The sequence below is a fragment of the Streptomyces sp. NPDC048516 genome, assembly GCF_043199875.1.
Classification (GTDB): domain Bacteria; phylum Actinomycetota; class Actinomycetes; order Streptomycetales; family Streptomycetaceae; genus Streptomyces.
This window is the reverse complement of record NZ_JBICWS010000009.1, coordinates 307,412-319,265: the sequence shown is the minus strand read 5'-3', so window position 1 is coordinate 319,265 and position 11,854 is coordinate 307,412. Positions and strand designations below refer to the sequence as shown.

Below are 11,854 nucleotides of genomic sequence, written 5' to 3'. Positions count from 1 at the left end.
GCCTGCCGTGACGGCAACCCGCTCACGGCGCGGACGGACCAGCCCCTGGGCCTGATCGCCGAGGGAACTCGGCAACCGATCTCCTCGCGCGGGCCCGGCCGTTGGTGCCGGGCACGCTCTTCTCTGCGAACGGCGCTATGCCCTCCGCACCTCCACCGGCAGACGGCGCGCACTGACGATGACGGCCGGATTCTGGAACTCGACCTCACGGCGGCTCGGGATGGTGAGGCAGGAGAAGCGGTCCAGCAGTTGCCGCAGCGCGATGCGTGCCTCCAGCCGGGCCAGGGGTGCGCCGAAGCAGAAGTGAATGCCGTGGCCGAAGGTCAGGTGCGGGTTGGGGTTGCGCATCACGTGAAAGGTGCCGGGATCGGTGAACCGTGCCGGGTCGCGGTTGGCGGCGGCCAGGTTGGCCATCAGGATGGCGTCGGCGGGGAGGGTCTTGCCGCCGAGCTCGACCTCACGGGTGGTACGGCGCCCGAGTTCGGGGAAGGGCGGCAGCCAGCGCAGCACCTCTTCGATGGCGTCCGGCAGTCGGCCGGGTTCGGCGCGCACCTGCGCGGCGGCCTCGGGGTACTCGTCGAAGCTGAGCACGGCGTTGCCCAGCAGGGCGGTGGTGGTGATGTGCCCGGCGACCAGCAGCAGGGCGACAAAGCCGACGATCTCCTGGTCCGCCAGGCGTACGCCGTCCACTTCGGCCTGCAGCAGCCTGCTGGTCAGCCCCTCGCCGGGGTGTTTGCGGTGGTGGCGGATGTGCTCGAGGATGTAGCCGTTCATCTCGCGCACGGTCGGCGCGATGGAGTCCAGGGCGCGCTCGATATCGCTCATGTCCAGCGATTCCCCGATCTCGTCCCCGCCGAAGAGCGTGGCCGCCCACTCCTGGAACAGCCCGCGGTCCGCGGCCGGCACACCGAGCAGCTCGGCTATCACGAGGATGGGTAGCGGGTAGGCCAGCGCGTCCACCACGTCGAACCGGTCACGGTCCCCGACGGCATCGAGCAGTTCCGCCGTGATGGCGTGGATCCTCGGTTCGAGTCCGGCGACGACGCGCGGTGTGAACGCCTGGCTGACCAGGGTGCGCAGCTTGCGGTGCTCCGGCGGGTCCATGCCGACGAAGTTGCCCTGGCGGAAGGTCTCGAAGTCCGGCTGGGTGGGAGTCAGTCCGGAGAAGTCCGAGGAGTACGTCGCCGGGTCCGCGAGCACCGCGGCCACGCTCCGGTGATCCAGCACCTGCCAGACGTTCTGCCCCTCGTCACGGCGCACGGGACCGGCCTCGCCCAAGCTACTCCACCGGCCGACCAGATCGTCGAAGACGAAAGGTGCCTCTTTCAGTTCGTTGCTGGTCACCGGTTCTCCCTGAAGTGCGGGTCCGGGAGGGTTCGTTCCTCCCCGGCGGTTATGCGCTGGACTGGTCGGCGGCCATACCCCTCGAAAGGACGGAGCGCCGTGTGACGCAACAGGCTTACTATCACAGCCCTTTCACGACCTTGCATTGCCTTCGGATTAATTTTGTTCTTCCTGTGCAAGAATCGGCGAAGCCCACGCTTGACGCACGGCTTCCACCACGTTGTCACGGCATCCCGAAAAGGGCATCCGGATCCCCCGACGACGTGAACACCCATGGACATGCGCGAACATGAAACCGGTTAAAGGCATGCCGATAAGGTCGCCGTACCGGCCTCCGCGATGCATTGTCTGCGCAGGCCGCTGAATCCGCGTTGCGTGTACGGCGCGGGCGCGGCAACACCGGCCCTCACCCGCTGGGTGACCGGCTTCGGCGGCGCCTGGATTCCACTGCGGGTGCGCTCAACGGCGACAGCAGCAGAAAAGCAGCCTCGGCGGCCGGCCGGTACGCCCCCGCGTACAGACCGACGGCAACTCCCGGACAGAGCCGGACGCGCCATTCCCCATGCCGAGCTCCCTCCCACCCCTAGACGCAGGCAATCGAGAACACGGCGCCGGGTCCACCTCGCGGCTCGACGAATCAGACCGCGAAACCCCTCCCCGGTCCTTCAGCATCGCCCGGACACACGGCAGCGAAGCCACCGTTGACCATCTCGTTACCACACATCCCCCACTGAAAACCCCCACACATGACACGCGTCAGGCATCCCCGCACACGTAAAGGTGGGCGATCCGTACACGAGCCAACGGTGCCCGAAAAAACGAGAGAAACGCAAAACTTACCGGCGGGTACAGTTTGATGTTGTCAACGCTCCGCGCCCCCGGGCGCTTTCACGCCAGTCCAGCTTGACCGACAGTCTTCACTCCCAGTCATACAATAGCAACCCCCTGCGGTTTGACTGAGCGTGATTTCTATACCCATTCACCTCTGCTCGCCAGTAGGCCGCAAGCGACCCCTGTTGCTCATGAGGCAAACAATTTTCGACCGTCCGTTCGATCCGAGTGCGGGGAAGTGGGTATTGAGTGTTTCCCCGGAGTGCGGCAGGGCGCTCCAAGGAGGCCGCTCTTCCCCGCCGCAGGATGATGCCACCACTGCTCTGCGGCAAGTCCCAGACCTTGGCAAACCACTGCGGGGAGAGCAAGCCTCAAGAGCAGATCCGGGCCAGGACAGGGGCCGCCACAGGTGTGCCGGAAGGCGGCCGCCACCACAGCGACCGCAGCGGAGCCGGGCAGGCCAGGCCCGCTTTCGCCGCGTCCACCGGCCATCGTGGACGGCATCCATGGTTGTTGACCGGCCAACGCGGCCGCTCTCCCGGTGGCTTGCTTTCGACGTCCGGTTAATTGGCTGGATTCCATGCCTTGCGGCCGATGCGAACACGGCAGTAACTGCTCTGGAGTCGCTTGCCCGGAAAGAGATGGCGTATTTGTTGCCGGTGGGCAAGCAGTGGGTGAGAGGGCGTCGAATAGGCCCCGTCGGGGACACGCCGCTCTCGGCCCGGGGCGGTGCCAGACCCCCTCACGGGAGGCGGCGACCTCACCTGCCCGAAACGGCGAAGGCCCGCACGCCGGCCGGGCGGCCCGCTCCGGTGACGCCCCGGCGCGCCGGGAATTGCCGTACTCCGCCACCGTGTTGTCGCGCCATTGCCGCTGTGCGGTCAAGTCACCCGCGGGGCAATCCAGTTGGGCCTCCCGCCGTGGGGCAGCGCGACGGTGCGGCCCCGACGGCCGTGGTGCCACAGGTTCCGAACGAGCGGCGCGATGTGGGACAGTGAGGTGACGGAACAGCCTGGTCCGGCTCGTGAGCCTTGCTCACCCGGTGCTCCGAGCGGCGGGATATGACCCCCGGCAACTCCTGCCGAGGCCTCCCGCAGACGCCGGACCACACGCGGCGCCTGCCGTGTGCCCGCAGTGTTGCGGCTGCTGGAGACTGCCACCCCAACTCTTTGAGGGCATTATTCCTTTCACCATCAGCACCCAGTATCTGGACGACACCGTGCTGCTCATGGCCCGCGGTGAGATCGACCGCGCCTGCGAGCCCGCATGTGACCGCGCCCTCGCCTCGCTGCCCGCAACACTGGACGGTGTGGTCCTGGACATGCAGAACGTGCCGTTCATGGACGTGACGGGCCTGCACTTCCTGTGCGCCCTGCACCGTCAGACCGCCCGCCATCACACCCGTCTGCACACCCGCGGCTGGCAGGCACAACCACGGTACGTCCTGGATTCGGCCCTGCACCTCGACCTCCGGGGCGCCGACCTGCACCTGGCGGTACGCGCGGCGCTCGACCTGCTCTAGGGGGTGTCTCGGCCTGGCTCCTGTCTTCGTGGTCAGCGACGCGGAGGCCGCTGCCCGACACCGTGGCGGCGGGCGCGGGCACATCGGCGGAGCGGACGCGCGCGCCGGCGCGGGCCGTACGGCAGCGAAAAGCCGAGGGTCCGGCCGGTTGACCGGCCGGACCCTCGGCTTGTGGGGCGTCAGATCATGGAGCGGTCAGTGCCCTCCCTCGTCCACGACCGCAACGTCCTCGATGTTCCGTTCGATCGCCTCGGACGAGACGGCGGTGGCGCGGGCCCAGTAGTAGATGCCCAGCGAGAACGCCGTGATGACCGCCATGTCCCACCACAGCGGAAGGTGCCCCTGGCCGCCGAAGCCACCCTGCCAGGCGATGAGGCCCATGCCGATCAGGTACACCGGAAGCCACTGGGCGGCCTTCCAGTCCAGCCGCGGCGCGTTCGGCAGGTTCTTCTTCGTCGCGTACCAGGCGTAGCTGCCGAGCAGCACATACCCGATGATGATCGCCCAGCCGAGCCGCTGGAGGGTGTCCCAGCCGGCCCAGTAAATGATCAGGCTCGCGACGACGAAGGACACCGGCGAGATCACTCCGCCGCCGGGCAGGCGGTACGGGCGCTCGTGGTACGGCAGCCGGTTGCGGAAGACCCCGAACGCCAGCGGCGCGCCCGCGTACATCAGCACGCTCGCCGAGGTGATGAAGGAGACCAGCTCCTGCCAGCTCGGGAAGGGCAGGAAGCAGATCACACCGGTCACGAACGAGATGATCAGGCCGAACCACGGCACACCGCGGCCGTCGGTCTTCTCGAACAGCCGGGGCGCATAGCCGTTCTTGCTGAGGCCGTAGGAGATGCGTGAGGTCGAGGTGGTGTAGATCAGGCCGGTGCCACCGGGGGAGATGATCGCGTCCGCGTAGAGGACCCACCCCAGCCAGCCCAGACCCACCACGGTGGCCAGGCCGGCCCACGGGCCGCTGATGCCCGCGTAGTCCAGCTTGGCCCAGCCGTGCGCGAAGGAGGCCAGCGGCAGCGCGCCTATGTAGACCACCTGGAGAAGGACGTAGATCACCGCGCCGATCACGACCGAGCCGATCGTGGCGCGCGGCAGGTCGCGCTTGGGGTTGCGGCTCTCCCCGGCGAGCTGGATGGCCTGCTCGAAACCGAGCAGCGCGAAGATGATGCCGCTGGTGCTGATGGCGCTGAGCACACCCTTGGCACCGAACGGGGCGAAGCCCTGCGAGGTGAAGTTGTGCGGGTGGAAGTTGGTCGCCGCGATGACGAAGATCGCCCCGAGGGGCACGGCGATCTTCCACCAGGTCGCCGCACTGTTCGTGTGCGCCAGCACCTTCACACCGAGGAAGTTCACCGCGACAAAGATCGCCATCAGGACGACCGCGACGATGAAGCCGCTCGTCGTGAGGGTCCCGTTGGCGTGCTGGAACCCCTGGGCCCACGACCAGTGACCGGCGTAACCGATCATGGCCTCGACCTCGATCGGGGCCACCGTCGCCGCCTGGAGCCAGGAGAACCAGCCGAAGGACATTCCGGCCAGGCCACCGAAGGCGTAGTGCGGATACCGCGCCGTACCACCGGCCACCGGGAACAGGCCACCGAGCTCGGCGTGCACCAGCGCCAGCAGCACCACCGCGACCGCGCCGATGATCCAGGAGATCAGCGCGGCCGGTCCCGCCACCACCACGGCCTTCTGCGCCCCGTAGAGCCACCCGGATCCGATGATGGAGCCGACCGACGCCCACATCAGGCCGATCAGTCCCACGTCCCTCCGGAGGGAGCCGGAGGCCCGTGCCCTCTCGGGAGCGATCTCGTCAACGCTTGCCATAGGAGGCCTTTCAAGACAGGACTGGCTGAAAATTTGCCTCAGAGTAGGGAGCATTCACGGCCCTGCAAAGAGCCGTTGCCCGAATAGGGAGATTCCTTGAAGGAATGCATACCGAATTCTCAGATTGCCGCTGTGGACATTCCACTGGATTCCCGAATGGGCGGCCCCGGGGCGGGATCGGTAGCAGGAAGCGACCGGGCAATTACCCATCGGGATTCTCCGGACACCTCACAAATTTGAGGAAGAATTGAAGCTTCGAGGAACAAATTGGAGCTTCGGGTCAGGTAAGGCCACGCGCCAGGTCCTCACGGTCCCCAGCGGCCTCCCTTGGCAGGGCGACGGGGGCGACGGGGGCGACGGGGCGCGACGGGGGGCTGGGGCACCGCCGGACCGCACGCCACGACATATCGGGACTTTCGTGCGCAAATCCTCTCTCGCTGCCCCTCGCTCGTCGGGGCACAGAGGCGAACCAGGAGAGGCGAAGGAGCTGTAGGGGGTGGAGGGCGTGGAAGCGGTGAGTGCGAGTGCGGGGAACTCCGCTGCGGCGCGCCGTTCGCCCCCTGAGTCGTCCGGCTTTGAGTCGTCCGGCTTTGAGCCGCCTGGCTTTGAGCCGGCCGACCCGGCCCGTTCGACCCGATCCGTTCGGCCTGAGCCGTTCGGCTTGACGCGTCATCTTTTCTCGATCGGGCCACCCATAAAGCGCATTCTTGTGACGCTCTCAAGTGGTGCGCCGTGACAAGGCGGCTGACAGCAGGTCATATATCGCTACTGCGATCAGAAGGCCGACGCGGCGTCGCCCTTCACAGTAGGCCGAAAGGAACATGCCCATGCGCACTGCCCGCACCCTGTTCGCCTCAGCGGTCATCACCGCGGTATTCGCGGTGGGCGCGCCCACCGCGACGGCCTCGTCCGCCGCCGAGGACAGCGCCACGGCCAGCGCCACCCCGGCACACCATAACGACCACGGCCGCCACCGGAGAGGCGACCACGACCGGGACCACCACAGGGACCGGGACAGGGACCGGGACAGGGACCGGGACAGGGACCGCGACCGCGACCGCGACCGGAACCGGGATCACGACCACGGCCGGTCCGGCCACCACTGGTACGGCCGCCACCACCACACGTGCAAGCACCACCACCACAGGCACCACCACCGCCCCGTCGGCGGTATGCACACCGGCGGCGGCGCTCTGGTGGACGCCGACCGCTAAGGGCTGTCCCGTAGGAACCGGGTTGTGCAGAGGGCCGCACCTCGTTGATCATCTCTCAGAAACCTCTGAGAGACGCACGGTTGGGAATGGGGCGGCAGCCCGGCGGCGACGCTCGGCCGCCGGTGCGGATACAGGAATGCCGCGCACTCGGCTCTTGCCCTCGAAGGGACCCGCCACCGCAAAGGAACCCGCCTCCGCAGCGGCTCAGCACCGGCCAGGCGCCGGACCAGGACCCTCCGCGGGAAACTCCCCTGTTTCCCGCGGAGTTCTGCGGGCAGCGGAATGATGACGCCGACGAAAGGACCTCATCATGAGCGCCACGGAGAAGGCGAAGGCCAAGGCGGAGCAGACGACCGGGAAGGCGGAAAAGGAAGTCGGCCGCTCGGTCGGCAATGAACGTCTCGAAGCGGACGGCGTGGTGCGGGAATCCAAGGGAAACCTGCGCGACGCAAAGGAAAGCGGCAAGGACGCACTCAAGGACTGACACCAGGAATCTCTCATGGGTGGGTGGGCCACGTATACCTGTGGTCCCACCCGCCCATGACACGCGTTACTTCGCGAGCCGGGACGGATTCCCCTCGCGGAAGCAGGACGATGCCATGGCCGGGCCGCCGGCGATTCGCCGTGGCAGGCCATGACTGATAGGGAGGTGGCATGAGCGAAATTCCTCCGGTTCTGACCGTTACCGCCATCAGCACCATCGGGGCCGCCGATGTTCACGACGAGAACGCGGACTCCTGGGTGGTGATCGAAACCGCCGAGCAGGGCCAGTTGCTGCTGAATCTGCCCGGTCCCCTTTATGAGGCCGCTGTCCAGGCCACCAGGCTTCCGGCGGACCAGCCCGGCCCCGGCCGCCTGGCCCTCACCGACGACGAGATTGCCGCTTACCGCGCCCATATCGCAGCGCTCTCCGACGCCGACCGAGGAGCCTGACGGCACCCCCGGGAGGTCGGCCGAGTGGCCGGATACCGCCCTCGCGGACGAGGGCGCCGGCGCTGGTGACGCACGCCGTCGGGGTGCTCGGAGGCTCGGTGGTGCGGCCCCCGTCCGCGCTGTCGATCGTCATCCGGAGCACTGCAGACCAGCCGGATTCGTCATCGGCCACGCTGGAGGACTGCCGACATGATGAAGATCATCGCGACCTCGATGCCGAGGTCGTCTCCCTCGCCCGCAGCACCAACGACCTGATCGCCGACACGGTTGCCGGCCGGCCCGACCGCTTCGGGTTCCTGGAACGTGCCGAGCTGACGTGCCTGGCACCGCGCGCGGCCATCACTCCGCGTCACCTCGCCCCGCCTCGCCCCCCGGCTGCCTCGCCCACCCGGCCCGCCTCGCCCACCCGGCCTGTCCGCAGTGCGCGTATCAGCCCAGGACGAGGGGCAATTTCGCGGCCAGCCCGCCGAGTTCGGCCCGCTCCCCGTCGGTCGGTGCCCGGCGCCCGGTGCCGATCAGAAGTGCGTCCTTGTCGGTGAACGACGCGGGGAACGCGGTGTCGGCGATCCGTTCCAGCATCGCGCGGGACCGGGCCAGGCCCTCCACGGGCGGTTCCTTCGCGTCCGGGAGGTACGCGATCAGATCGAGGTGGTGCAGCGTCCATTCCAGGACGTAGGCGGACAGGTAATCGCCCACGGTCAGGACCTCGTCGCGGGTGCTCACCCGGGCGACGGGGTCGGCGAGTTCGGCGGCGCGTCCGGCGGCGGAGCCGACGTCGTCGAGGTGGAAGGTGAGCAGGCCCGGTTCCTCGTACGCGGCGGCCAGCCGGACGGTCAGCGCATCGAGCGGGTCCTCGCCGGTCGGCGGTTGGTCCTGGACCCTCCAGTAGGTCACCGCGTTCACGGTCGGCCGGGTTCCGGCGGGGGTGGCGAGGGTGATCAGGACGTCCTGCGCGTCGATGATCAGGTGGCACACGAGGTCCCGCACGAGCCAGCCGGTGCAGCCGGACGGCTGCCCGAAATCCTGGTCCGGGAGTTCGGCGACCGCCGTACGCAACGCTGCCCATGAGCGTGAGAAGAGATCCACATCGGCACGGTAGTGCGGCCCCGTAACGGCGGACAAGAGGAGGGGACGGCCGACGCGCGCCCCCGTCCGCGGGGCTGGCCCGTCCGCGGGGCTGGCCCGTCCGCGGGGGCGGTGCTCCCCCACCCACGGGGGCGGCCCTCACCCATCCTTGGGGGCTACGGCAACCGGTAAGCGGGGCGGTGGCAACCAGTGCCCGGGCCCCGTGCGTCCACAGAGATATGTCGACCGTGCACACCTTTCTGCGGAAGGCACTGCTCTTCGCCTGGCTGGAGACGCGCTGCTGTGCCTTCGCCATCGCCCTGCTGTCGGGCGTGGCCGTCTCCCAGGCGCTGCCGCGGCTGCCCATTGCCCGATATGACCTGCTGGTCGCCTATGGGGTGCTGCTGACCGGGGTGTTCCTGGCCTGTCGCTGGGAGAGCGGGCGCGACATCGCGGTCATCGCGGTGTGTCATGTGATCGGTCTGGCCTTCGAAGTGGTGAAGGTCGCCCTGGGGTCCTGGAGCTATCCGGAGCCGGCCGTGCTGAAGTTCGCCGGCGTGCCCCTCTACGGCGGCTTCCTCTACGCCGCGGTGGGCAGCTATGTGTGCCGAGCCTGGCATGTGATGGATCTGGAGCTGAGCCGCTACCGCCCCGGAGTGACCTCGCTGGTGGCCGTGGCGATCTATGGGAACTTCTTCAGCCACCACTGGCTCCCCGACCTGCGCTGGCCCCTCGCCGCCGCTCTGCTCGCGGCCACGGCCGGGACACAGGTGAGGTTCACCGTCGGGCACACCCGCCACCGCATGCCCCTGGCGCTCGGCTTCACCCTGATCGGTTTCTTCCTGTGGCTCGCGGAGAACATCGCCACCTACCTCGGCGCCTGGCGCTACCCCGACCAGTTGCACGGCTGGCAGCCCGTCGCCGCGGAGAAGATCGGGGCCTGGGCACTCCTGATCAGTGTGACCTTCGTCCTGGTCGCCTGGGCCAAGGGCAAGCGGACCCCCAGGAGCCCGAGCCCGGTCGGCGATGCTCCGCGACTCCGCGCTCCTGCCGCACGAAGGACAAGCCCTGAGGCCCTCAATGGCGCGGAAGGAGGGACCCCAGAGGCCCCAGATCCAGGTTGAGGTCTTCGAGGTGCAGGCCGTGCTGATCGCACAGTTCGGTCATCCGCTCTTCGAGGTGCATCAGTGTCTCCCCGATCTGGTCCACCTGTGCGTCGCTCAGGTCTCCCTGCTCCACCCGGCGGATCGCCTGCCGTTCCATCAACTGCCGCAGGAGCTCCACCACCGTGAGTACCAACGAGACGAGGTCGCGGCCCATCTGGTCACGGTCGACGTCGAATCTGCTCTCGCGCGCGCCGGTGTGTTCGCTCATAGCGGGCCCGAGTCCGGCCACGGCGCGGGCACGCGTTCGCTGACCGATGACAGCAGCGCATGAAGGGAGAGCCGCACCAGGGGCACGTCCGCGATGGCGATGACCAGGTCCCCGCTGATGACGACCCCGGTGGCCAGGACGCGGTCCAGAAGGTCGACCAGCGGGACGCCGACCGGGCCGGCGAGCGGGCCCGGTGTCTCCCAGGGGACGGGGTGCTGGGCGGACACGGCTCACACCTCCCCGACGAAGGAGTACGGGACCCAGGGGCCCGACAGCTCGACCTCTGCTCCCGTGCGGTGCCGCAGGCCCGCCACCGCGTCCCGCAGTCTCTTCTCGCATACCGAGGTCACCAGGTAGGTGGCGTTAAGGATCTGCAGGCGGTGCTCCTCCCCCGTCATCTCCGGGCTGTGCGGGCGCAGCCGGCGCGCCGCGGTGGCCAGGCGGCTCAGGGCGGCATCGATGTCTTCGGCGGTCTGCAGCGCGCGGTCGTGCTGGTGTTCTCGCGCCTGGTGCAGCCCCCGCTTCCGCTCCAGGTAGGCGCGGCCCGCTCCGCGTGGCGCCCGGCCGCCGTGCGGCTGAGGCGGGGCGGGCGCAGCCGCGGAGGGCGCGGGGGACGGCGTGGGGAGGTAGACCTTCACCCCCCATTCGGCGTGGTCTTCGATGCGTGCCAACACCGCGGTGAAGCGGTCCGTGTCCGCTTCCAGGGCCTGGCGCGCGCGCTCGTCCCCCCGGTAGAGAGTGGCCAGCGCCAGCGGTGCCGTGGGGCCGCAGGCGGCGGCCGCGGTCACCACTTCGTGGTGAGCTCGCGCGCAGTGCTCCAGCTCCGCACGGTCCGACAGCCGCTGCTGCCAGGCGTCCTCGCTGAACTCGGCAGCGGGTACGTGCTGGACGACCGCCGTGAGGGGACCGAACCGCAGACCGCGTACGGGAAACCCTTCGGCGAGGCCGGTGAGCCCCTTGAGGGTGGCCGGGTCGAGCTGCCGGCAAACGGCAAAGACGTAGGTCGCGGTAGCTCCGTACGAGCTGCCGGGCCGCTCCGCCGTCGCATCGCCGCCCGCCGCGGCCGTATCCCTGCCCGTCATGCTCCTGCTCCTGCTCCTGCTCCTGCTCCTGCTCCTGCCGTATCCGGTGACCGGGAGGAGGAGGGCGAGCCATCCTCCTCGGCGGACTCCAGTGCTTCCACGCGCTCACGCAACCGGTGGTTCTCCTCCCGCAACTCGTTCCGTGCCGCCTTGGAACTGAGTGCGGGGTCGGTCTCCCACCAGTCGATGCCGGCTTTCCTGGCCGTCTCCACCGACGCGACGAACAGCCGGAGCCTGATGGTCAGGAGCTCGATGTCGAGGAGGTCGATCTTGATGTCACCGGCGATGACGATCCCCTTGTCCAGGACGCGTTCGAGGATGTCGGCGAGGTTCGAGGTGGACGGGCCGTTGGCAGCAGGCGGAGCGGCCCATCTCTCATCGACGTCGGTCACGTGGTCGCTCCTTCCTCTGCTTTCTCATCCCCGGCCCGTCAGCTCTCGTACAGCAGGTCGAGCAGTTGCTCCTCTTCCCGTTCGAACGCCTCTTTGCCGAGGTGACCGGATTCGAATTCATGGTTCAGCGCGGCGAGCCGGGCGCGGATCACGGAGGGGTCGTGCAGCTCGCGGTCGGCCGCTTGAGCGAGTTGGTCGGCCACCCAGACCACACCCCGCACGGGCGCGAGCGGCAGGGTGAGCACGCCGCTGATCAGCCCCACC

The 11,854-nt window shown here is 68.6% G+C and carries 14 protein-coding genes; 5 read left to right on the top strand and 9 right to left on the bottom strand.

Features of this window, described 5'->3' with window-relative positions:
- Positions 1-135: 135 nt before the first annotated feature.
- The gene (locus tag ACGFR7_RS20515) at positions 136-1,344 is read right to left on the bottom strand and encodes a cytochrome P450 (protein WP_393320954.1); all 1,209 of its coding nucleotides are present in this window, start codon (positions 1,342-1,344) and stop codon (positions 136-138) included.
- Positions 1,345-3,199: 1,855 nt separating this feature from the next.
- On the opposite strand from ACGFR7_RS20515, the gene ACGFR7_RS20510 reads away from it, so the two are divergent.
- Positions 3,200-3,697: an STAS domain-containing protein gene (locus tag ACGFR7_RS20510; protein ID WP_393320951.1), complete on the top strand. Its 498-nt coding sequence runs from the start codon at positions 3,200-3,202 to the stop codon at positions 3,695-3,697.
- Between the two features lie 195 nt (positions 3,698-3,892).
- On the opposite strand, the gene ACGFR7_RS20505 is transcribed toward ACGFR7_RS20510, so the two are convergent.
- A complete protein-coding gene (locus ACGFR7_RS20505) occupies positions 3,893-5,530 on the bottom strand; it encodes an APC family permease (RefSeq protein ID WP_393320949.1) in 1,638 nt (545 codons plus the stop codon).
- Between the two features lie 827 nt (positions 5,531-6,357).
- Here ACGFR7_RS20505 and ACGFR7_RS20500 point away from each other — a divergent pair.
- The 3 genes from ACGFR7_RS20500 (at position 6,358) to ACGFR7_RS20490 (ending at position 7,677) form a co-directional block, all read left to right on the top strand.
- Positions 6,358-6,744, top strand: a complete 387-nt coding sequence (locus ACGFR7_RS20500; protein ID WP_393320946.1) for a hypothetical protein — start codon at positions 6,358-6,360, stop codon at positions 6,742-6,744.
- A gap of 310 nt (positions 6,745-7,054) precedes the next feature.
- Positions 7,055-7,228 carry a CsbD family protein gene (locus ACGFR7_RS20495; protein ID WP_393320943.1) on the top strand — a complete coding sequence of 58 codons (174 nt, stop codon included), beginning with the start codon at positions 7,055-7,057 and terminating at the stop codon, positions 7,226-7,228.
- Positions 7,229-7,398: 170 nt separating this feature from the next.
- Positions 7,399-7,677 (top strand): hypothetical protein, encoded by a 279-nt coding sequence (locus ACGFR7_RS20490; RefSeq protein WP_392378602.1) that lies wholly within the window; start codon positions 7,399-7,401, stop codon positions 7,675-7,677.
- Between the two features lie 161 nt (positions 7,678-7,838).
- Here the strand turns inward: ACGFR7_RS20490 and ACGFR7_RS20485 are convergent, their stop codons facing one another.
- Together ACGFR7_RS20485 and ACGFR7_RS20480 are read right to left on the bottom strand one after the other, a co-directional pair.
- Positions 7,839-8,030, bottom strand: coding sequence for a hypothetical protein (locus tag ACGFR7_RS20485; protein ID WP_393320940.1), 192 nt, complete (start codon positions 8,028-8,030; stop codon positions 7,839-7,841).
- Between the two features lie 76 nt (positions 8,031-8,106).
- Entirely contained in the window at positions 8,107-8,763 is a 657-nt protein-coding gene (locus ACGFR7_RS20480; protein WP_393320937.1) for a maleylpyruvate isomerase N-terminal domain-containing protein, read from the bottom strand.
- 218 nt (positions 8,764-8,981) lie between these two features.
- Between ACGFR7_RS20480 and ACGFR7_RS20475 the strand changes: the two genes are divergently transcribed.
- The gene (locus ACGFR7_RS20475; RefSeq protein ID WP_393320934.1) at positions 8,982-9,866 is read left to right on the top strand and encodes a DUF817 domain-containing protein; all 885 of its coding nucleotides are present in this window, start codon (positions 8,982-8,984) and stop codon (positions 9,864-9,866) included.
- Here ACGFR7_RS20475 and ACGFR7_RS20470 read toward each other — a convergent pair.
- The 5 genes from ACGFR7_RS20470 to ACGFR7_RS20450 are packed head-to-tail and all read right to left on the bottom strand — an operon-like array spanning position 9,820 to position 11,853.
- Positions 9,820-10,116 (bottom strand): gas vesicle protein K, encoded by a 297-nt coding sequence (locus ACGFR7_RS20470; protein WP_393320931.1) that lies wholly within the window; start codon positions 10,114-10,116, stop codon positions 9,820-9,822. The genes ACGFR7_RS20475 and ACGFR7_RS20470 overlap by 47 nt on opposite strands.
- Complete coding sequence (locus ACGFR7_RS20465) at positions 10,113-10,343, bottom strand: gas vesicle protein (protein WP_393320928.1); 231 nt, start codon at positions 10,341-10,343, stop codon at positions 10,113-10,115. The genes ACGFR7_RS20470 and ACGFR7_RS20465 overlap by 4 nt, the downstream gene beginning before the upstream one ends.
- Before the next feature lie 3 nt (positions 10,344-10,346).
- Positions 10,347-11,198 (bottom strand): GvpL/GvpF family gas vesicle protein, encoded by an 852-nt coding sequence (locus ACGFR7_RS20460; protein ID WP_393320926.1) that lies wholly within the window; start codon positions 11,196-11,198, stop codon positions 10,347-10,349.
- On the bottom strand, positions 11,195-11,590 hold the full coding sequence (locus ACGFR7_RS20455) for a gas vesicle protein (protein ID WP_393320923.1): 396 nt from the start codon (positions 11,588-11,590) through the stop codon (positions 11,195-11,197). The genes ACGFR7_RS20460 and ACGFR7_RS20455 overlap by 4 nt, the downstream gene beginning before the upstream one ends.
- A gap of 38 nt (positions 11,591-11,628) precedes the next feature.
- Positions 11,629-11,853, bottom strand: coding sequence for a gas vesicle protein GvpG (locus tag ACGFR7_RS20450; protein WP_393320920.1), 225 nt, complete (start codon positions 11,851-11,853; stop codon positions 11,629-11,631).
- Position 11,854 lies beyond the last annotated feature (1 nt).